We start from the raw sequence: 21,488 nt of genomic DNA, 5'->3' as shown, positions 1-21,488 counted from the left end.
CATGGAGGGTCATCGGCCAGCCGCTGTTGACGCGCCAAGCGCACCTGCACGAACTTCTCGATCTCATCCCCGGTCTCCCATTGCCGTGACGCCACCGTCACGGCACGGATGTACTCCGGGATTTGGAGCAGGCCTGGGACGAGCTGCGCATGGAAGGTACGGATGGATTCCGCCATGGCTTCCAGGGCAATGTAGTCGCGATACGTGTCGGCGAGAACGGAGCTGTACTGGTTCCACCATCCTTGCCTGCGTCGCCGGTTTGCCTTGCGGGCCAGTGCGGTCAGCCGTTCGAAGAGCTCGGTGTCCGACACCTGGTAGGCCTGCAGCATGGCCATCAGGTCGGGAAGGCGAACCGCCACTCGCCCGTTCTCCATACGACTGATCTTGCCCTTGGTGCAGTCGAGAGCATCGGCTGCCTGGACGGTCGTCAGCCCTGCCCTCTCTCGCAACCGGCGTAGTTCGTCACCGAGTTGGCGCCCGAGGACGGTCGATGGGCTTGAGGTGGCGCTGTTGGCAAGCATGCCAACACCTTTAGCAGAGCGGCAGGTATCACGAAACGCCCCTAATCCGAAAGAGGGAACATCGGCATCATCCCCACTGGAAACGTTGCAGATTCGCCAGGTGCGCACCCATCCTGCTGGCCATGGACGCCGGTGTCCCGCCCGCCTAACTGGCCTTCTCTGTCTCTCTGTACGGGATCCCGGTCAAGCGTCGACTCCTTGGGGGGCTGCCATGGCCGTACCGAACCAAGTCTCTTTCCGGCTGTCCCGCAGTCGCAGCAGCGTTCCCCGAGCGCGGGCCTTGCTGTCCGCGATGTTCGGAGGTTGCCAGATCGATCAAGAAGTCCTCAATACGGCGGAGTTGGTCCTGTCAGAACTGGTAACCAACGCTCTGCGGGCGCGGGCACCGCGAGACCGCCAGGTCGGTGTGCGCATCACGCACTCGGAGGAGGGTGGGCTGCTGCGGCTGGAGGTGAGCGATGCCGGGGAGGGCTGGCCCTCAGTGCGGCACCCCAGCGAGGATGAGATCGGCGGACGTGGGCTGCTGCTCGTGGAGGCGCTGACCCACCACTGGGGCGTGCAGGAACGCGAGGGCGGCATCGGGAAGACGGTGTGGGCGGAGGTCAAGGCCTCGGACATCGCGGCTGTCCCGGCGGAGAGGGAGGTCGCGGCCGTAACGCTCCACGCGGGGGATCAGGTCAAGCTGCGTGGGAGATGGTGCACGGTCCGCAGCGTTCGGGGTGAGCGGTCTCCCACGGGAGGCTTCGTCATGGTACTGGTGCTGGACGACGGTCCCACGGTGCGCGTGGACGCCGCCGAGCCGCTGGCCGTGCGGAGTGCAGGGCCACATGGTCGGCACTGCTCTGCCGTAGACGGTGAAACGTGAGCTGCTAGGAAGTGATCAACTCCACGAGGTTGGCGACCCAGCCGAGGACGCCCACAGCGGCGCAGACGAAGACACCGAGGCCCACCCGCTCGGCCGCCTTCTCGGGTCGCGAAGGCTCCCGCCTCCGGTTCGGCTTGTCCGACTTGGGCGGCCTGATCACGAGATACGCGAGCCAGCCGAGGCCGGCCACGGCAAACACAAACTCGACCTGCCACAGCTCGCCCACGAAACCCCGGATCCCGGCCCGCTGCGGCGGCATCGCCGCGTTCGTCGCCGCCTTCTGGGCCTCACAGCGACAGCGATCTCGCCCCTTCCGCGGGCGTCTACGCGCAGCTAGATGATCCTTCGGGTGAGGTCGGCGTCCTGGGCCCGGGTGACGCGGTCGGGGGTCGCCAGCTTGCGGTCCTGCGCGGCAGCGTCCCAGTCCTCCGGCTGCATGAGGAAGAACGCGCCGGAGCTGGGCACGTAGCCGACTGCGCCGAAGGGCAGGTCGCCCGCGACGTACACGCCGTTCTCGATGCCTTCGGGCCACGGGTTGCGCCACGGGCCGCGCCGCGGGACCGGATTCATCCGCATCAGCGGCGACTCCTGGCCCTCGGCGGTGCGCAGCGTGAGCGTCATGCTCTTCGGGCGGCCCTTAGTCGCCTGAGCGCCGTCCACCTTGGTGATCTGCGGGCAGAAGGTGTCGAAGGAGTATTGCGCGAGCGTCTTGCGGCAGGTGCGAGTGGCGATGACCGCGAGGGGGATGGTGTAGAGCGTGGCGATGAAGCCGAGGATGCCGACGAAGATCATCGGCCCCCCAATAATGGGCACCCAGGACATACCGGCGCGTTTCGCTTCCGCACCCAGACCCGGCGTTCCGAATGCCATGAGCCCGTAGATCCCGCTGTTGCGGACGCCGGCCCACCAGACCCCGTTGGTCAGCTTCCGGCGCAGCGCGGCGGTGTCCAGTGTTCCCGCTGCGTGGGCACCTTGAGTGTCTTGCGGCACGATTTCTCCTGTAGTCCCCGGCCCGGCTGGGTGCTGTCCGATGTCCGTCAGACGGATTCACTGACCTGCCTGTTGACCCGGATTCGGGGGTTGTTGGGCGTACGGATTGGGGTACTGGGGCGGCTGTCCGGAAGGAGTGGGGTATCCCTGATAGGGAGTTGGCGGGTACGGCTGCTGAGCGGGTGGGTGGATCGGCTGCTGGGGCGGGTAGCCCATGTGCTGGGGGTAGGTTCCGGCGCCAGGGTTGACCGGCCCGGTAACGGAGTTGCGACGGCCACGCATCGCGGCGAAGACGACGACGGCGGCAATCACGGCTCCGATGCCGATGATGCCGACGACAAGGACGATGGCGCCCATTAAGAAGATTCCCTTCTCGTTCTCAAGCTGATTCGTTGCGGTGTCGTTGTTCGTTCCGGATCCCGTCGGGCCTCAGGCCCGCTTTGGTGGGGCGGCGCATCTGTGGATCGATCGCCCCGCCGGTTCAGCGGGGCTAAATGGCGTCGTCCCGACCGGCGGCCCGCCCCGCGGTGCCGGCCTGCACGAACGTGTCCGGCGGCCGGCATGGACAGATCGAGCCGGTCCGGGCGGATTGACTGCTGGCTGGTTCACACCTGGCTACTCATCCCGGGTTCGGAACCGGGTCGCGGTGGCTCAATCGGACCGGGAACGCGTCCGTCATCCGGCTCCAGCCGTGGCCCCGAAGTGGACCGAGCACCACGAACCGTCGACAAAGGCGGTCTCGTGGTTGCCGCCCGCCACGTCGCTACGGTCGCGGATATAGGTCACGTTGCGAAGGTCCGTAGCCCACCCCGCCTCGACCGGACCGGGTCTGCCGGTGAAGGAGCGCGCGTAGGACATGTACACAGGGATCCCGTCAGTGGTTCCCAGGGCGTTGCGTCACTGACAATAGGTCGCCGACACCCGGAAGCGTCAGCACACCACGTCTTTTGCTGGCCGCAGTCCGGGCGTTAAAGGTGTCGCCCGCGTACCAGGCGCCATACTCCATGGACTTGGGCCACCGCCGGTACGTCCTCACCGGATTCCAGACGGACATGAGGCCGGTCAGCCTCTCGTGCTCGGCGTACTGGAGGTGGACGGCAGCGGTGTACGCCTCCCAAGTGCCCTTGATCCTGCGCACGTGCGGGACTAGCCGCCACGGGTGCGTCTCCAAGACACGCCGCATGCGCCTGACGCAGCCCAGCGATTTGTGGCTGAGGTAGAGAACCGCGGGATAGCCGATCACCCAGGCGATCAGAGCGGCGCCACCGATCTTGTTGGCCGTCTCACCGGCGTCAGGATTCATGAGGGCACCGACTGCAAGAAATGAGGGAAGGCAGAGAACTCACCAGATCGTCCGACGCCTCCTCAACTTGCGGTGCATCCTCTCCCAGGCGTCCCGGGTCTCCGGATGGACGAAGGCACGCTTGAACGCGGGCGCCGGAATTCTGAATTCTTCCGATGGAACCGGTGCTTCGCTCTCATTCAAAGGAAAGTGAGGGCTGTTACTCTTCATCGGCTCTCCTCATTGTCAACCTATCGGCAGGAACACGAGCAGACTCTCCCCCCAGAGTCGCTCCCCCCTCAGGAGGTCTTCCCCATGCCGCCTTGAACGGGTCGGGGCAGGGTGCTGACGTCCTCGCTGTGACGTCGCGGCTAGTACGCGTAGGTCATGTTGGGTTCCTTCTCCATCAGCTGGGTGAGGTGCTCCGCCAGCGTCGCCCGGAACCGAGCAAGCCGGTCTCGGGCGATTCCCCGACGGCACGGATCGCAACCGGGAGCTCATGCCGGGTTCGGAACCGGGTCGAGGTGGCTCAATCGGACCGGGAACGCGTCCGCCATCCGGCTCCAGCCGTGGCCCCCGAAGTGGACCGAGCACCACGAACCGTCGACAAAGGCGATCTCGTGGTCGCCGCCCGCCACGTCGCTGCGGTCGCGGATATAGGTCACGTTGCGAAGATCCGTAGCCCATCCCACCTCGACCGGACCGGGTTTGCCGGTGAAGGAACGCGCGTAGGACATGTACACAACCTGCAGGCGGCGGTCCGTGACCTGCAACATCACGGCCCTGTTGTTCTTTGTTCGCGGCACCAAGGCGCAGGCCAGATGGCCGGCCATGCTGTTCCAGCCACCGTGGAACGGCTTGCCCGGCTTCTTCGGCTCACGCTCCGTGAACGCTTCGACGAGCGCCTCGATCGGGTTCCAGGTGATCTCATAGAGCCTCGCGACCCAGAACACTGGGATCATCAACCAGCTCCCGAGCGTGCGGCGCTCGGATCGTAGAGCCCGCGGGCGACGGAAATAGCCTGGCAACGGTGCTCTTTCTGCCAAGGAGACCCCATGATCAGCACGCAGCACCTCATCTGCTGGCACCAATGCCCTCGCCCGCTGGACCGTCTCCCGGGTGCGGTCCATCCTGCTCACCCGAAATCGTCCCTCACTGTCTTTGCCGCTCTTGAAAGAGCCACGGCCGTACCCTCATTGAGCCGCTGCGGACGGGGCGCTGATCGTACTCGTCACGCTCTTCCACAACCCCCGATGCGTCGATAGAGAACAGCTTCTAACCACGAGAGGCCGGGACTTGCTGCTCGTCTGACTGCCCGGGCGTCATCAGAAAGGAACCTGCCAGCAGCATCGACATAAGAGGGCTAGCAATCCCCACGGCCCAGCGCCACCCCGTTGCCACGTCGAAGGTCATCAACGCTGCACAGGCAATGATCGCTACGAGCAGACCCAACGTTAGGGGGCTCACGAAGAGTGCCCACTTGGAATGCGGGTCCCAAAGGCGAAGCATTCGGCCGCCGCTCGGTGCGTCACTCAGCTTTTGAACCGGAGTACCAACGTCGGCCAACAACCGCCCTTCGCTCACGGCGAGCATCCCATGCATAACCCAACCTTGGTCCGAAATCAGAGCTGCGGGTGTCACTCGTGGTGAGAAACGTCTACCCGCCACGCCACGGCGCGCATCCCAACAGAGACAGACTGGCTGCCCTGTCACTGACTCAGGCAAATCCTGCGCCCTGATGTCCACCAAAAAGTGCACATGACCGGTGGCCGTTTCGATGCTGAGACTCTGCGACTTCGAGGATGCTTTCCCCGGCTCGGTGGGGGCGTGAGAGAATTGTGCGACTCGAACGATCTTTCCTCGAATGGCCCTATCGCGCGTCCCCAAACGAGAGAAGGTACGGAAACCTTGCGCGGTGAACATCAGCGCCACGATGCCGCACAGTCCAAGGCCCCACCCAACAAGGAGTAGCCAGACGATGCGAGTGGGCAACGTGGCTCCGCGCAGTGCATTCTCCAGATCGCTCTCGTCTCCTGCCACTGCACCCAGTCGCGGTTGTGTGGGGGCATAGAGCACCGACACACGATCTCCAGGGCTCAATCGGTCATACGATTCCGTGGTCACCGTCGCCGGAACCGGCTCCCCACCCTGCGCATCCGGGAGTTGAACAAGAGTGGTCGCCGTGTAGTAGGACTTCCCCTTGCTTGGATCACGGAAACGAACATCGCTGACTTTGTCGACCTGGACTTCCGCGAACACCGCGCCAGCCGAATGAATTCGCTCCACCAATTCGGGCCTCTGCGGTGATCCCCATGCCATGGCGATCAGTCCCACAAAAACGCTCCAGACCCCGACGGCGCCAGCAAAGGACCGCAACAACTGTCGGCGCCTTGACGGGATACGCCGAGGCAACGATGTCGCCTCCGAGTCGAGCCAACAACGCTCTGTATCTTCATTGGCCCCAGCGAACTCGCCTGCTGCAACCACACTGAATGGCTGCGGCCCACCGATCTTGCGCTGATACAGAGCGACAGCGACAACGCTGAGGATCGCGCACGCCAGAGATACAAGGATCGCCTGGCGGCGCAGGGTCGGCTCGGAACTGAAAAACCAGAGCATGAATACGACAGCACCAGCCACGAAGCCAAGCCTGGCGGACCACTGGCCGACTCTCTGAGCAGACTTGAAGTTCACAGGAACGATCGTTTCGCGGTTCACCCAAAGCCCTGACGAATTCGGTGGATCGGTTACTTCGCGTCAGCAGGCTCATCCCGCACAGGGAGTTTGGTCAGGTGCCGTGTACGACGGCTTGCCGTGACCATCCAGGCAACAGGAAGGGCCAGGACAGCAACTGACGCCAAGAGCACTGCACCGGCGGCACCTACACCCAGCGTCATCATCATCAACGCCAGTAGCGCAACCTGCAGGGCCACGAATCCAGCACCGTGTACTGCGGGGTCCCAAGTCGGCAGCGTCCTAATAGCGCGCAGTTCGCGGCCGCCTGGGAGTTCCTTCGATGCAGGCACTGGTGCGCCATCGGGGAATACGGAACCAGGAGCAGCGTCAACCCACCCACGGACGTATCGGTTGTCCGGCGCAACAAGAACAGCTTGGCGCCTAGCAGAGCCCTGCTGCCCACTGCGAGGTCGCGGAGCCCAGTAGAGCTGAGCTTCTCCCCCGGTATCGGCAGCCAGCGAAACTGGATTTACCGCTCGATCCATAAAGAGGCGCATCCGAGCGCCGTCCGCTCCTTCTAGAAGCAGGCACGGATGCGGCCGGCCCGTCTCCGACCCATCCTGTGTCTTGTTGACTCTAGCTGCCCCACCTCCGACGACAGAGACTCCAAGGGCCCGGACACGGCCGCTTCTCAGTGCAGGAAGTGAACTCCCAACACTGCCGCAAACCAACGCCAGGAAGAGCCACCAGGCTGTCCAGCCCGCCACCAAGAGAATCAGAGGCAACCCGGCGGGACCACCAGTCTTCTCCTCCAAGGCCGCCCGGTCGGTGTCCAGAATGGCTCCCAAAGATCCCGACGAAGGTGCGTACAGAGCCCACACCTCATCTCCGGGACGCATCGGCTCGTCGGAGAAGACCTTGCCTGTGACATCCCGAGTACCACTAGCGAAAGGGATCGAGACTTCGACCTTTGAGGAGTAAGTGCTGTTTCGCGTCCGCTGGTTCCTGGAGTGCTCGGATGAGAGAACCTCGTGGACCTTGACCTCACTGATGGTGTGGCCAGCCTCGGTGATGCGCCACGCGTCGGCCGAGTAAGAGAACGTCGCGTAAACCACAAGGAGCACAGGAACAACGATGAGGAAGAGACCAAATCCCATCCACGTGCTGCGCTGCGCTGGCCACCAATACCGGCCTCCAGAATCAACGCCCACTGCTGAGAGCCTGCTTCGGCGGAGCTCGATGAAGCCGCCGATTGCACCTGCCAGAGCCACCAGAATGCAAATAAACAGGTCCCAACGGGGCGTTGGCTCAGAAGGCGATGTAAGAGCACGTACAACGACTGCAACAATCCCCAGAGCGACGAGCGCTAGGCAAACCCTCATGGTACGGAACATATTGCTCACCCAAAGTCGTCTCTGATACTGCGCCGTCCCGCCGAGGGCTGCGACCGGGTCTCCACCTTCGGTGAATCCTTCTGGTCACCCCCGTCACTGCCGTCCCCTTCCATAGCCTCTTCAATACGGCTGGTTGCCGCACCAGCGCCGGTGGCCCCCAGTCCTGCGGGAATTCCTTCAAAAGCTGTATCGGGACCGGTTCGTTGAGGATAATCCGGAAAGCCATCCGGTTTTTGGACCCCATCGCTTTGATGTGAAGCTCCGTACCCGATGCCACCCGCGGCACCACCTCCGACGGAGCCGCCTATGGCGTTAGCGAGGGCGTCGTAGCCCATTTCCTTAAAACCATCACCGGAGACCGGGAGGTCCCCGGTTCCCATGCGAACTCCGTCAACGACAAATCCACCTGTCACGTTGCCGGTGGCACCACCAGCGGCGCCGGACGCCATGGCACCCGCCAAATTGTCGCCGAGTCGCCCTGCAACCTTGCCCGCAACGAACAGACCAGGCCCAGTTCCAGCTAGGGCGCCGAGGGAAGACTGCCAAGCCGCCTCGCCAAGTTCGGCAGGAGTGATCCCGCCCCCCTCCACTGCTGCACCGCCGAGCGAGCCGGCGAAGTTGCCGATCGCATTAATTCCGACATTCGCCAGAAACTTATGGGTCTGCGCTAGCGTCCGGAGCGTACGGAACGCAGTGCCGATCCGGCGCAGAATCTCCCCGAGACGTCCAGCGATGCGCACTGCCTGGGCCGCGAGACGAGCAGCATTTGCCGCCGCTGCGGCACCACCGAATCCAAATGTCACAAAGGAGAGGGCTACTCCGACGCCGATCGAGATGCCGATCTCTGCATAGATCGCCTGAATCTCTTCATTACATTCCTCGATGGCATCGGCGGCCTCATCAAGCCCCGCGGCAATCTCGTCGTATTGCTCAGTAGCTTGCTCGACTGCTTTACGAAATTCAGTCCAATGCTTCCTGAACGCTTCAGCCGCGGGGCCGCGCCATGTGTCCCCGACCGTAGCCTCGACATTCTTATCCAGCGCCTGGAGGATTCCCTCGGGCCCCGCGACGTCTGATCTGAGTTTCCGCCATGCTTTGGCGGCCTGCCTCAACTCTTCTGGCCGGCCACCAGGGCTGATGACTTCGAAGCCGGCTTCGACAATTTCTTCGGCTACCGACTCGTTTCCGCTCATCACTTGCCCCCGTCAGCGCTCTTACCGAAGAGCGCGGCAACTTCCTGGTCGCCTACCTCTGTATTGGCATTGACCTGCTTCAGCGCATCCGCGATGTCGTCCAAGTGTCTGTGCACGAGCGTCATAGCGCGGAGTGCTTCTGCCGAGAACTCGAGATAGGCAGTGGTGACCTCCTCCGACTCCGTCAGGACCCCAAAGCCATCTGTGATGGCTTCTTCTCCCGTTTCGTTCTCGAACGACTTAAGGAAGGCGCGAAGATCATATGCTTGCAGTTCGAACTTTCGGGCCAGATTCCTGCCCGCGTTGTCTGCGTAGTACGCCGTATCGTCGGCCACTTGTTATCCCTTGATGGTCACGTGGGTGCACTAAACCCGGTGGGATGGCGCGCTCATCGATCCTCCGAGGGCGGTTGTTGGGCGTAGGGGTTGGGGTGCTGCGGGGACTGTGCTGGAGGCGGGGGGTAGCCCTGGTTGGTGGGGTAGCCCTGGTTGGGAGGTGTGTTGGGGTACGGCTGGTAGCCCGTCGGGGGCTGGGGCGGGTAGCCCGTGCCGTGAGGGGGCGTTCCGCCGCCGGAGCCGGGGCCGCCGTTACCGCCGTTGCGGCGGTTGCGGAGTACCGCGAAGAGGATGCCGATGACGACCACTGCGGCTGCGATGCCGGCGATGATGAGGATGTTGCCCGACGAGGACTTCTTCTTTTTCTTGGCTTGGGTCGTGCTGTCGTTGTCCTCGGAGGCGGTGCCGGAATTCGTGGACGTGGAAGGAGAGGGCTGGGCGAGGGGGCCCTGCTTGGGGCCCTTGGGGATGTCCCGGGTCAGAGACGCGTAGGGGCGGATGACGCCGTAGCCGTACTCCTCGTCAGGTGCCTTCGTGACGTCGTCGGGGAGGTACGCTGATTTGATCAGGCGGTTGATGACCTGGCCTGCGGTGAGGTCGGGGTACTTGGCGCGAATGAGTGCTGCGGTGGCGGAGACGTAGGCAGTTGCGTCTGAGGTGCCATCGGCTTCCGCGTAGCCGTTGGATTGGCTCGTGTCTGCTCGGACGATCTTCGCGCCTGGGGCTACCAGGGTCACGCCTTCACCGTAGTTGGAGTCGTCCCAGATCTTTAGAGACTCGTCAACTGCACCAACAGCCACAACCCCCGGTAGCTTCGCCGGATACTCCAGACCTGCAGCTCCTTCATTTCCGGTACTCGCCACAACCACAACATCATGCTGTTGTGCATACTCGATTGCTTCTGCACCCTCAGAACCAGGCTGGGCGAGAGAATCACCAAATGACAGATTGATTACCGAGGCCCCGTGATCAACTGCGTAGCGAACCCCGGATGGCCACTCCTCACCTACGCTGCCGTTTCCAGCCTTAATCGGAAGAATCTTAGCCTTCGGCGCCAAGCCCATCACGCCCGCAGAATTATTTTCTCCGTGTCCATGGCCGGCAATGATGCTTGCCATGCCGGTGCCATGCCCGTCAGTGTCATTCTGGGCATCACCGCCTCCGGTAAAATCCTTTCCCTTCAATACCTGCCCGGTCAGATCGGGGTGGCTACCGTCCACCCCGCTATCAACAACGGCAACTGTCACGCCTTCACCTCGTGACTCTGCCCACACCTTCTCGAAGTCGATCGCGTTTACTACCCACTGCTTGTCACGGATGTAATCCGCTGAGGCAGTGGGAGCCGAGGTGAGGAGCAAGGCTCCTGTCAACGCCACGACTCCTGTCGTGGACCAGAATCGCTTGACACCCAATCCCTTGCTCCTCACTCAACTAAGACTGGTTTCGCCAGCCTTCATAGCGGACCGGAACCAGTTCCTCCGGTTCGCTTCCCTGCCTATTCGATGGTCCGCGGTACGTTCCGGTTACGGTCCTCTTCCGAGATCCAGGTCTCTTCATCCTCGACCAGGTAGTCGGGACGGTCGCCACTGGTGTTCTCGTCCTCGGACCGTCGGCCGTTGCGGCCGCCCATACCGCCAGCTGCGCCTGCCATGGCGCCACGCTGTGTTCCGCCGCGGCTGCCGTGCAGGCCTGCACCGCCGCCGGCGCCCTTGCCAGTGACTCCCTTGGCCGCGCCGACCACGCCGCCACGGGACTTCGCGAGCGCCCCACGACCGCCAGCACCAGCACCGCCTCGGCCAGCCGCGCCAGCCCCGGAACCGCCCATGCCGCCCATACCGGCCCGACCTCCGGTGCCGCGGCCTGCTGCCGCACCGCCACCACCCAGACCACCACGAATGCCTGCGGCTCCCACGCTGCCGCGTGCAGCAGCGCCTCGTCCGAGACCGGAAACTCCGCCAGGAGCCACGACACCTGGGCCCTGAGTTCCTCCAGTACTGAGGCCACCGCTACCGCCGCTGACACCGACAGGGCCCGTGCTGGGGCCCGTCCCCGTCAGGCCGGGAGAGATGCTGTCCACCTTCGTTCGGGCTGCCGGGAGCTGAGAGCCTCCCGTGATACCTGCATCTCGGGGCACCGCCGGAGCCGGCTTGATGCGGGCGGTGGAACCTGCACTCCAAGGCTTGTTGGCCGCGCCAGCTGCACCCGGCCCTCCCGCCGAAGCACTCGGCATTGGGATCGGAGGGGGCATCGTTACGTCGTTGTTCGGCGGGCTGACACTCTTTTCGTTGTCCTGCCACTTATTCCTATTGAGGTTGCTCGTGTAGACCTTGTAGTTGGCCGCCAACTCCTCCATCACCGCCATGGCCTGCAGGCGACGCTCCATCCCCAGCGACAAGTTCTTCTCGTTCGCCTCGGCAACGGTGCCAGCGCTGACGCCCGCAGCCAGGTCCTTGTGCGCCTGGGAGTCATCGCGGTTGGCGTTGTCATTCATTTTGTCGCCCGCGCTCTCCAGCTTGGACGGTTCGTGAATGTCCGCCATCTTGGTCTTAGCGGCGTCGAGGTCCTTGCTGATCGCAAAGAGTTGCTCCGCCGTGAAGTTGGCGTACGCAGCCCCGTTGCGAATCTGGACAGCGATGTTGTCCGCCCTGCGCTTAAAGGCTTGGGCGGCTTCGCCTTCCCAGTGCTCGAGGACGGTGTCGACAGCGCTCTTCAGCATGCCCGCGACGCTGTCCTTCGCGGAAACCTGGTCCACACCGCCGGTCGCGCCGTCACCGTCGCCACCGGACAGGATGTTGTGGACCATTTTCCAGTGGGTTCCAACCTCCGAAATCTTTCCGGGTTGGGAATCCATGATCATCTTGCGCAAGCCGTTGACCGAGTACTCAACGAACGGCGTCTTCCCATTCTCGGTCGCACGGTTGAAGGGCACGTTATTACGCGCGACCTTGTCGGACTCAATGAGGCGGTCATGATTGCTCTGCTGCTCGGCCGCCCTAGCCTTGTTGTTGTTTTCCTCGTACTGCTCAGCTGACCTGTGTTCCTCAAGTGCGCCGGCCATGGTCCACTCCCCTCGTCAGTGCTTTTCCGGAACCCGACTACTTAGAAGCCATCGGGTTATTGGTGGAGCCACCCGAGTCGCCCCCCACGCCCTTCTTGATCTCGTGCTCCTCGTCGTTGTACTTGTCCCGGACCTTCGAGGTTTTCGTGCTGAAGTCGTCCATCAACTCGTGGAGCGTCTTGATGATGCCCTCGATCTTGGTCTTCATTTCGGTCTGAGCCGCGTGGAGATTCTTGGCCTCCTGGAACACAACTTCTCCAGAAGTCTGACCGAAGGCATGCTCCGGAATTGTCGTGTCGTACTTCGACGTGGTGCCGGCCTTGTCCATGTCGTCCAGCAACCGCCAGAGCTTCCGGATGACTTCATCCAGCGCGCTCAGATCAACCCGCATCCCGTTGCTCATACCCCGTTGTCCTCTCCCCTGATTCTCAAGTTGTCAGCACCCGGTCGGTGCCCAAGTCGTATCCCAAGCCAGCCAACTGGTCGGCTATCCCCACTACGCAGCCCGGCCAACCCGCCGACTCCGCCAGTCCCGCACAGCCACCCCGCTCCCCGCAACCACCAGCACCAACGCAAGGCCCGCGCCCAGCACATAAATCGCCACGCGGCGTTCGCGTTCCGCCTCGCTCTCGCCCATGGTCACCGCCATCGGGATGACGCCACCCGAGCTGGCCGCGACCGGCGGATCCGGTTTCGGGGAGGTGCCCGGGGTGGACTCCTCCGACAGTGCGGCGACCGGGTCGACGACGCCCCAGCCGATCAAGCGGTCTGGGCCGCGGCCCGGGCGCTGGGCGGTTTCCTCGATGCGGGTGGCGATTTGGGACGCGCTCCAGTCTGGGTACTTCTCCTTCAGCAGGGCCGCGACGCCCGCGACGTACGGCGCCGCGAAGCTCGTGCCGTCGGCGGTGCACTGGCCGCCCTGAGGGACCGTGGAGACCATGCCTACGCCCGGCGCCGCGACGTCCACGAAGTCGCCCGACTGTGAGAAGAAGGCGCGCTCGTCGTTGCGGTCGGAGGCCGCCACTGCCAGGACACCGTCGTACGAGGCGGGGTACGTCTTCGCGGATTTGCCGTCGGCTCCGTCGTTGCCGGCGGCGGCCACGATCAGGGCGCCCTGGCCCACCGCGTACTCCACGGCGTTCCGCAGTTCCGTGTTGTCCTGTCTGTTCGCCGTGTCCGAGGAGATGTTGATGATCTCCGCGCCCTTGGCGACCGCGTCGCGGATCGCCCGGGACATGGTCCGCGAGTTGCCCTGACCTTCCTCGCCCTCGCCACCCGTGTAGCGGAAGGAGAGGATCTTGGCCTCCGGTGCGAGGCCCACGAAGCCCGTGCCCTTGAGTGGGCGGGCGGCGATGATGCCCGCGACCCGGGTGCCGTGGCCTTCGAGGTCCTGGGTGCCGTCTGTGGAGCCGACGTAGTCCTCGCCTCCGGACGCCATGGCGCCGCGGAGCTGGACGTTGGAGTCGTCGACACCGGTGTCGATCACCGCGACCGTGACGCCCTTGCCCGTCGCCTGTTCGCGCAGCTGGTCCAGGAGGATGCGCTGGAGCGACCAGGGCGTGGACTGAATGACTTTGCCGCCGAAGACGCATTCGGTGCTGGCCGACAGGCCGAAGTCGGGGCCGTCGGAGTCGGCGAGGCGGGTAGCCACCGCGGGGTCAGCCACCGTCCGGTCGGCCACCGCCGAACCGGCCACCTCCGAACCAGTCACGCTCGGCTCGGCCAGTGCCACGTCCGCCCGCGACGGCTCCGCGACCGCCGCCGACGCCGACGTAAGGCAGATGCCCGTGACCGCGAGCACACCGAAGGCCCGCTGCAGTGCGCGGGATCCACTCGCGCGGCGACGCGAACGGGCTACCGTGGCCCTCATATTCAGGCCCCCCATATTCAGGCGCCCCATATCCAGGCCCATATTCAGGCCCCCAGGGCTTGCTTGCTTCCTTCGAAGCTGGGTCATGTCTGTGTGAAGATGCGCTGTGAAGACGTTCCCGGGAATGTGGAGATTCCTGGGATGTGTTGTGTACGGGTCCGGAGAAGGGATCGGCCCAGCTGACGCCGTGGCGTCGGCTGGGCCGATTCTCTTCATCTCATGCCCCTCGGGCAGCCGACGGCTCAGCCCCAGGTCTGGGCGTTGCTCTTCTCGGTGGCCTGGTAGTTGTCGGCCGCGCTCTGCAGCGCCGTGGAGATCTTCAGCAGGGTCGCGTGCAGGTCGGCGGCGGTCTGGTCCCACTCACGCTGCTTGCGCTGGTAACCCTCCTGGGCCTCACCTTCCCAGGTGTTGGCGACGCGCTTGACCGCGGCCTCGAGGTCGTCGAGCTGCTGCTTGATGCGGCCGGCGGTCGTACGCACGTCCGTGGACGCGTTGGTGATGGTCGCGTAATTGACGAGGATCGACATCGTCGTTCCCTTTCAGGAAGAGTCGAAGGAAGTTCAGTGAGTCAGTGGCTTTTGGGCAGAACTTCGGGAGAACTGGAGAATCTCGGACCAGTACGGCTCGATCAGCCGAAGACGGCTCGATCAGCCGAAGTCCGACATGATCTTGCTGATCTCGCTGTTCTGCTGCTCTTCCGACGCGGAGTAGTTGCTCCGCGTGGAGTCCACGGCTTCCTTGATGTCGTTGAGGATGTCGCTCATCCTCTTCGCGTCCGCGTTCCAGCGCTCCTGCAGCTGGCGGTACGACTGGGCCGCCTGGCCCTGCCAGCCGCCCGCGATCTGGTCGATCACCCCGTTGAGACGACGGATCTCGCCCTGCAGCTGACCGTTGACGGTGCTGATGTCACCGGAGAGCTTGGTCAGTTCGTCTTCTGTTACCCGGAACTGGCCGGCCATGATGAACCTTCCCCCATGTCGTTGTCGAACCGGGTTACCTGCATCGGTGCCCGGAGAAGCTACGCATTTTTGAGAGCTGCAAACACTCTATCGTCCGTATGTCACACATCCACAGGCCAGGGCGATCAGTTACACGGCTCACACACATGAGCTGCCATCCTGTGACCATCGCCCTCAAGTCCCATGGCCTTCAAGCCAGTTGGCCGATCACGGACCTCTCACTGGCCCTCAACGGCTCTCACTGGCTCTGCGGCTGCGCAGCGCTGCCGGTGTCCAGAGTGGGCCCCTTCGGGATGAACGTCGCCCAGGACTGCGGCACGATGGCGAGGTTGGAGAGCTCCTCGTATCCAAGCCGCGTGCGCGCCTTGTCCGTCTCGCTCGGCTCACTCTCCGACGAGGACGACGCCGAACCGCTGCCGGTCTCCTCCGCGGTGCTGTCGTTGTTCGCCGGCAGCGAGTAGCGCAGGCCCGTGTCGGTCAGCAGGTACGTCCGTCCGCCGCCCTTCGCCGTACCGGTGACCTCCTGGAAGAGGAGCCCCGAGCCGGACGAGACGTAGGCGCCCAGCGAGTCGGCGATGACCTTCTTGGGGTACGCCTTCCCGGCCCAGGCGGCGAGGTGCGGCTTGTCGTTCTCGCCGATGGTGCCGTCGTAGACGCTGCACGAGGTGGTACGGGCGTCCTCGGTCGCCGTCGCCGCGGGGTTGGCCTGCCGCGGAACGCTCTGGGGCCATCCCTTGTCCGCGTAGAAGCCGTCCGCCTGGCCGCCGTTGGCGGCGATGATGGCCGAGGTGTTGACGTCGACGGGGTCGAGGTCATCGGGCCCGAACACCTGCTGGGCAGCGGGCGAGCTCTTGAGCAGCGCGGCCACGAAGGGCGTGATGGGGGCGACCCGGTCCTCGAGGACGACGTAGTACTGCTCGCCCTGCGCTTCCTGCGCCTTGAGCACCCGGCCCACCGTCTGCGCCTCGGGCGGAAGCCCCTGGACCGTGGTCGGCCGGCCGATGTTCGGAACCGTCGGGAAGGTGATGGCGCCGGCTCCGTTGAAGGTGCGCAGCCACTCCCGGCTCACCGGCTGCGGCTCGGCCGAGCTGGTGCCGAAGACGGCGGCGAGCAACTGCACCTGGGCGGTGGAGTCGACACCCGACCGGCCGCCGAGCAGGAAGAGCTTGCCCTTGCCGTCGACCAGGTATTTCCGCTGGGTCGAGGTGTCGACGACGTACAGGGCCTCGTCGGCGCCGACCTTCCCGGCGTTCCCGAGCGACTTCGCATCATCGGCGTCGAGGACGAAGACGGCACGGTCGACGGCGTTGTCCGATCCGGGTGTGGGGCGCTCGCACACCGCCCAGGTCTTCGCCTTCTCCGCGTCCTCCTTGGAGGGCAGCCGGTCGGGGGCGTACGGGATGCCGAGGGTCGCGCCGTGCGGGATGCCGCTCTTGTCGATCTCCTTGCCGGGGACCTCCTTGACGGTGCCCTTGCCCTTGTCGAGGAGGAGCTTGGCGGAGGCGTAGTTGAGGACGGGGTGCAGCGTCTTGGTCTTCTTGCCGTTCGCCCCCTCGTCCTCGAGGACGACGTAGCGCGTCGTGGAGTCGCTGTCGACGATGATGTACTCACCGGGGGTGTCCCAGCCCACGGGCGCCGCCGGCTTGATCACGCCCCAGGCGATGAAGCCCACGACCAGCACGACGCCGACCGCCAGGCTGGGCATCACGGTACGGATGGGACGCGGCGCACCTTCTTCGGAGCCCCCCGGCGACGGCGCAAGGAAGGCCGCGACGGTGCGCTTGCGAGCGAACGTGTAGGCGGCGAGCTCATCCCGACGCTTTGCCATGGTCCCCGTATCTCCTGTTTTGTGGTGCTCGATCGTGAGGTGATGCTCGATCGTGAGGTGGTGCTCGACCGTGCTCGAGAGGCCGCTGCGGCCGAGCAGGCAACTACTATGCACTGCGCCGCATGACGACGATCCATCAGGTGTGCGGCCGCCCCCGCATCTTCACAGAGCTTCACCACAGCGTTCCACCATGCGGGGCCGGTCCGTGAAAGGCTGGCCACCTGGGGTTTCGGTGTCCCCTGTGTCGCCCCGCGTTCAGCAGCGGGTACCGTGAGCCACTCGCATAGATGATGTGGGCCATCGGTGCCCCTGGCCCCGTCGCCGGGATCTCCAACAGAGGATCTCCACCCGACGAACGGCCACGACTTCGCGAAAGGGATGTCCCGGGGGATGACCAGCGCTACGAGCACTCGGCGCGGACGCCGCGCACAGCAGCAACAGGACGGTCCGGGCCGCAGACGCACGTCGGCTCCGGCCCCCGTCGCCGCGTCGCCGCGCACGCTGCCCAGCCCCGGCGGTATGGGCCCGGTGCGGCTGCAACAGCTGATCCTGGTGGAGCTCGCGGCGGCCGTCATGCTGACCGCCTGGGCCACCGACGCGTCGTGGCTGCTGGCCCCGGCCGGTGCCGTGGCGGCGCTGCTGCTGCTTCTGGCGGTCCTGCGCCGGGGCCGCCGGCCGCTGCCCGAGTGGTACGAGACATCGCGGGCGCTGAGGTCGCGCCGACGCGACGCCAAGCAGCCCGTGCCGCCCGGGACGGAACCGATGCTGGCCCCGGTCGTGGAGTGCGACCCCGCCCTGCGGACGTACACGTTCGTGTCCCGTGACGACCGCTCGATCGGCATGATCGGTGACGGGACGTTCCTGACCACCGTGCTCTTCGTGCAGCCGGGAGACGAGCCGCTGCGCCCGGAGTCCGCCGGGCGTCAGCTGCCGCTCCAACTGATCCAGGGCGCCCTGGAGGTCGACGGGATCCGTCTCGCGTCCGCACAGGTCGTGCAGCACACCCAGCCGGCGCCCGCGCCGCATCTGCCCCAGCAGTCGATCGCCGCTCGGTCGTACGGCCCCCTCCAGGCGCAGGCCGGTTCGCCTGCGCTCCGGCTCACCTGGGTCGCGCTCAAGCTCGATCCGGAACTGTGCCCGGAGGCGGTTCAGGCGCGCGGAGACGGCGTTCCGGGGGCGCAGCGTGCACTGCTGCGGGTGGCGGACCAGCTGGCGAGCCGGCTGGCCGGGGCCGGGTTCAAGGCGACCATCCTGGACGAGAACGAGCTGGTGCAGGCGCTCGCGACGTCCAGCTGCCTGAACCCGCGCGCCAACGCGCAGCATGCTCAGGACGGGCGGGCGCCCCAGCGGCGTACGGTCGAGTCGGTGCGGACCTGGCGCGTCGACGACCGGTGGCACACCACGTACTGGCTCTCCCGCTGGCCGCAGTTGGGGAACGGCGGTGTGGCGCTGCCCGAGCTCATCACGCGGTTCACCTCGCTCCCGGTCCTCGCCACGACGTTCAGCGTGACGCTGGGCAAGGCCGGCAACCGTGGTGTGTCCCTCACCGGCCACATCCGCGTCACCGCCCGCGGTGACAGCGAACTCGGCCAGGTGGGACGCGAGTTGGAGCGGGCCGCGAGCGCCGCGAAGGTCGGTCTGGTACGCCTCGACCGGGAGCAGGTCCCGGGAGCCCTCGCCACTCTGCCGCTCGGAGGTACGTACTGATGTCCTTCCCCGCCTCGACCATGCCCCCGGGTCAGCAGGGCCGGGCCGTCTCCGGACGCACGCCCGCACACGTGGCCTCGCCCACCGACACCGGCATGATCCCCATCATCCGGCAGCCGCAGGCAGCGCAGCAGCAACGGCGCATCTTCAGCCCGGGTTTCGGGTTGCGCGGGCCGCGCCGGAACCGCCATGTCGTCACCGCCGACGAGCTCGCGGCGATCAGCATGCCGATCGGCGACGACGGCGTGATCATCGGAGCCGACCCGGAACAGCAGCCAGCCGTGCTCGGCCTGTCCCGCCCCACCCCCTTCGACGTCGTGCTCGTCGGTGGCCTGTGGCTTGCGCAGGTGCTGGCGCTGCGCGCCGCCGCGACGGGCGCACGCGTGGGCGTCGAGACGGGCCGTCCGCAGGCATGGCAGCAGTTGGCCCAGGCGGCGGGCGGCGGCCAGCAGTGCGTGACGGTCTATCCGGTGGGACGGGTGCCCGCACAGGGCCCCTCCGTGTCGAGCCCGGTGGTGTTGATCCGGGACTGCGGCATCCGCCCGCCGCGCGGGCGCGTGACCTCCCTGCCGTGGCAGGCCGTGGTGACGGTGCTGCCGTTCGTCGGTGAACACGCGCCGCGCTGGCTGGCGCAGGCCCATCTGGTCGCGATCCAGCGCATCTCGCCGCAGGAGACCGAGATCGTACGCGACACTCTGGGCATACCGGACGAGCAGCTCGACCACCTGCCGGCTTTGCATGACAGCGTCGCCCTGTGGTGCACCCGCAAACACCGCAAGTTCGTCATGACCGAACCCACCGATGCGGAGACGGGCCTGCTCGGCGTGGCCCGCCGCATGGACTGATGCATCGTCGCCTCCGGGGGGCGCGGTACGCACAGACCGCGCCCCCCGGGTGCTTTTCCGTACCGCCATGCGAGTGACTAGGCTTCTGGTGATGCGGTGACAATCGCAGCCGCGTGGGACTCGCCACCCGGTCCGCCGGCCGCGACGACGACCAGCTCCGCAACAGTGGCTGACCAGGAGGCAAGCAGTGAACAGGGATCGGTCCGAGTACAACGGCGGCAGCCCGTCCTCGGACGGCGGGGACGATCACGAGGTGGATCTCACCGGCGAGTTCGAAATCGTCTACACACCTCCTGCCTGGTATGCCCAAAGCACGCAGGGTGGCTCCGCGGCCGGCGGACAACGGGACGCCGGGCAGACCTCGCCACCTCCACCGCCGTCCGGACCGCCCCTCGGAACGCCCACCGGGCCGCCGGGCGGTGCCGCGCCTCAGGCTCCCGCGCCGCAGGCTCCGGCACCGCAGGCCCCAGCACCGCAGGCTCCCGCAGCGGCGCAGCCGTACGCCCAGGGCGCGCCGCAGCAGCCCGCGCAGGGCGCGCCCGGCGCGAACCAGTACGGCACGGGTGGCTACGGATTTCCGCAGGAGCAGTCCGCGCCGGGCACGCCCCTGACGACCGGCAGCGCGGCGGCACCTGACGGGTACGGCTACCCGCAGCAGTCCGCGCCGGGCGCCCCGGTTGCGGCAGGCAGCGCGGCGGCACCCGGCGGGTACGGCTACCCGCAGCAGGCCGCAGCCGGCACGCCCCAGCCGGGCCACGAAACGTCGGGCGGTTTCGGACAGCCTCAGCCTCAGCAGCAGACGCCGGCCCAGCCGCCCGCCGCGCCCGGCTTCCCCGTACTGCGGCCGGTCGACGAGGACTCCCAGGGCAACCCGCCCCAGGCCGCTGCCCCGACGGCCGGTGTGCCCGAACAGCCCGCACCTGAGCCGCCGACGGCCGAGCAGCCGATGGCCGAGCTCAACCATGCCGCCGCCGACGCCGAGGCGGCGAGGCTGTTCGGCGGTGCCGACGACGAGGAGCCGGAGGAGGAGCGGAGCCACGAGCCTGAGTCGGCCGACTCCGCCGGGTCCGTGTCCGGTGCCGAGAGCGACGAGACAGCGGACGTCCGGTCCGATGCGGACTCGCACACGCAAACCCCCGATGCCGGTACCGAGGACGCATCGGCAACGGCGGAAGCAGAGCCGGAGGCTGAGACCGAGGCGGAGACGGCGACGGCGCCCACCGCTCCCGGACCCCTGCCTGCGGCGCAGGGGCAGCAGCCCCAGGTGCCGCCCGCCGCGCAGCCCCCCGCGGCGGCGCCCCAGCCCGACCACGCACTCCCCCCGCTGCCGCAGGGCTTCGCGCCCGCGCACCCCCAGGGCCAGGGAGTACCGCAGCAGGCAGGCCAGCCGGACCAGCAGGCCGCGGCCGCCGCAGCACAAGCCGCAGCCGCGCAAGCCGCAGCCGCACAGACCGCCGGATACGGCTACCCGCAGCCCCCGGCCGAGCCGGGGCCCGGGCAACTCGCCCACCAGCCCTCGCCGCAGGGCTCGTTCGGCCCGGCCCAGCAGCAGCCCGGGTACCCGGCGCAGGGCGGACAGCCCCAGCCCGCACAGCCGCAGGCCGCCGGATACGGGTACCCGCAGCAGGCGCCCCAGGCCGGACAACCGCAGCCGGCGCAGCCGCAGGCCGGACAGCAGCAGCCCGGTCAGCCGCAGGCTGCCGGTTACGGCTATCCGCAGCCCCCCGCCCAGCCGCTGCCGCAGCAGGCCGGGCAGCCCGGTTACGGTTACCCGCCCCAGCAGGCCGGCTACGGCTACCCACAGCCCGCCCAGCCGCAGCAACAGCCACCGGCCCAGCAGCAGCCACCGGCCCAGCAGCCCCTGCCGCAGCAGCAGACGCCGCAGCAGGTCTCCCAGCAGCAGCCCGCCACCCCGCCCGCCGCCTACGGCAACCAGGGCTGGACCGCCCCGCCCGGCCCGCAGGC

20 protein-coding genes are annotated in these 21,488 nt (G+C 66.4%); 4 read left to right on the top strand and 16 right to left on the bottom strand.

The features are described 5' to 3' along the window. Positions 1-521: Scr1 family TA system antitoxin-like transcriptional regulator (locus STSP_RS29225; protein WP_157902930.1), on the bottom strand; the 521-nt coding region annotated here is incomplete at its 3' end. Between the two features lie 211 nt (positions 522-732). Between STSP_RS29225 and STSP_RS29220 the strand changes: the two genes are divergently transcribed. After that, positions 733-1,386, top strand: coding sequence for an ATP-binding protein (locus tag STSP_RS29220; protein WP_067283980.1), 654 nt, complete (start codon positions 733-735; stop codon positions 1,384-1,386). A 4-nt stretch (positions 1,387-1,390) separates the two neighbouring features. On the opposite strand, the gene STSP_RS29215 is transcribed toward STSP_RS29220, so the two are convergent. The 15 genes from STSP_RS29215 to eccB form a co-directional block, all read right to left on the bottom strand. After that, the gene (locus STSP_RS29215) at positions 1,391-1,645 is read right to left on the bottom strand and encodes a hypothetical protein (protein WP_067283978.1); all 255 of its coding nucleotides are present in this window, start codon (positions 1,643-1,645) and stop codon (positions 1,391-1,393) included. Positions 1,646-1,719: 74 nt separating this feature from the next. Then, positions 1,720-2,376 (bottom strand): hypothetical protein, encoded by a 657-nt coding sequence (locus STSP_RS29210; protein ID WP_067283977.1) that lies wholly within the window; start codon positions 2,374-2,376, stop codon positions 1,720-1,722. Between the two features lie 57 nt (positions 2,377-2,433). Then, positions 2,434-2,733 carry a hypothetical protein gene (locus tag STSP_RS39365; RefSeq protein WP_157902929.1) on the bottom strand — a complete coding sequence of 100 codons (300 nt, stop codon included), beginning with the start codon at positions 2,731-2,733 and terminating at the stop codon, positions 2,434-2,436. A 517-nt stretch (positions 2,734-3,250) separates the two neighbouring features. Further along, positions 3,251-3,679, bottom strand: a complete 429-nt coding sequence (locus tag STSP_RS29200; RefSeq protein ID WP_067283973.1) for a hypothetical protein — start codon at positions 3,677-3,679, stop codon at positions 3,251-3,253. A 476-nt stretch (positions 3,680-4,155) separates the two neighbouring features. Beyond that, positions 4,156-4,620, bottom strand: coding sequence for a hypothetical protein (locus tag STSP_RS29195; RefSeq protein WP_157902928.1), 465 nt, complete (start codon positions 4,618-4,620; stop codon positions 4,156-4,158). Positions 4,621-4,933: 313 nt separating this feature from the next. Beyond that, a complete protein-coding gene (locus STSP_RS39360; protein ID WP_157902927.1) occupies positions 4,934-6,376 on the bottom strand; it encodes a hypothetical protein in 1,443 nt (480 codons plus the stop codon). A gap of 1,357 nt (positions 6,377-7,733) precedes the next feature. Beyond that, positions 7,734-8,921: a WXG100 family type VII secretion target gene (locus STSP_RS37645; RefSeq protein ID WP_157902926.1), complete on the bottom strand. Its 1,188-nt coding sequence runs from the start codon at positions 8,919-8,921 to the stop codon at positions 7,734-7,736. Next, on the bottom strand, positions 8,921-9,256 hold the full coding sequence (locus STSP_RS29185; RefSeq protein ID WP_232789837.1) for a hypothetical protein: 336 nt from the start codon (positions 9,254-9,256) through the stop codon (positions 8,921-8,923). Before STSP_RS29185 ends, STSP_RS37645 begins: the two co-directional genes overlap by 1 nt. Before the next feature lie 53 nt (positions 9,257-9,309). Continuing rightward, complete coding sequence (gene mycP, locus STSP_RS29180) at positions 9,310-10,632, bottom strand: type VII secretion-associated serine protease mycosin (RefSeq protein ID WP_232789836.1); 1,323 nt, start codon at positions 10,630-10,632, stop codon at positions 9,310-9,312. Between the two features lie 119 nt (positions 10,633-10,751). Continuing rightward, on the bottom strand, positions 10,752-12,314 hold the full coding sequence (locus STSP_RS39355) for a hypothetical protein (RefSeq protein ID WP_157902925.1): 1,563 nt from the start codon (positions 12,312-12,314) through the stop codon (positions 10,752-10,754). Between the two features lie 37 nt (positions 12,315-12,351). Further along, positions 12,352-12,717 (bottom strand): hypothetical protein, encoded by a 366-nt coding sequence (locus STSP_RS29165; protein WP_067283963.1) that lies wholly within the window; start codon positions 12,715-12,717, stop codon positions 12,352-12,354. Between the two features lie 93 nt (positions 12,718-12,810). After that, entirely contained in the window at positions 12,811-14,184 is a 1,374-nt protein-coding gene (mycP, locus tag STSP_RS29160) for a type VII secretion-associated serine protease mycosin (RefSeq protein ID WP_078067593.1), read from the bottom strand. Between the two features lie 242 nt (positions 14,185-14,426). Next, entirely contained in the window at positions 14,427-14,711 is a 285-nt protein-coding gene (locus tag STSP_RS29155; protein WP_067283960.1) for a WXG100 family type VII secretion target, read from the bottom strand. Between the two features lie 120 nt (positions 14,712-14,831). Next, positions 14,832-15,143, bottom strand: a complete 312-nt coding sequence (locus STSP_RS29150) for a WXG100 family type VII secretion target (RefSeq protein ID WP_067283958.1) — start codon at positions 15,141-15,143, stop codon at positions 14,832-14,834. 238 nt (positions 15,144-15,381) lie between these two features. Next, on the bottom strand, positions 15,382-16,971 hold the full coding sequence (eccB, locus tag STSP_RS29145; RefSeq protein ID WP_067283956.1) for a type VII secretion protein EccB: 1,590 nt from the start codon (positions 16,969-16,971) through the stop codon (positions 15,382-15,384). 390 nt (positions 16,972-17,361) lie between these two features. Between eccB and eccE the strand changes: the two genes are divergently transcribed. From eccE to STSP_RS40840, 3 genes are all read left to right on the top strand, one after another. Next, positions 17,362-18,678 carry a type VII secretion protein EccE gene (gene eccE, locus STSP_RS29140; protein WP_107441429.1) on the top strand — a complete coding sequence of 439 codons (1,317 nt, stop codon included), beginning with the start codon at positions 17,362-17,364 and terminating at the stop codon, positions 18,676-18,678. After that, complete coding sequence (locus STSP_RS29135; protein ID WP_067283954.1) at positions 18,678-19,523, top strand: hypothetical protein; 846 nt, start codon at positions 18,678-18,680, stop codon at positions 19,521-19,523. The genes eccE and STSP_RS29135 overlap by 1 nt, the downstream gene beginning before the upstream one ends. Positions 19,524-19,710: 187 nt before the next feature. Next, the coding region (locus STSP_RS40840) for an SCO5717 family growth-regulating ATPase (RefSeq protein WP_269801059.1) at positions 19,711-21,488 on the top strand (1,778 nt) is incomplete at its 3' end.

This window comes from Streptomyces jeddahensis (assembly GCF_001642995.1).
GTDB classification, from domain to species: Bacteria; Actinomycetota; Actinomycetes; order Streptomycetales; family Streptomycetaceae; genus Streptomyces; species Streptomyces jeddahensis.
This window is presented reverse-complemented; position numbering and strand designations above follow the sequence as displayed.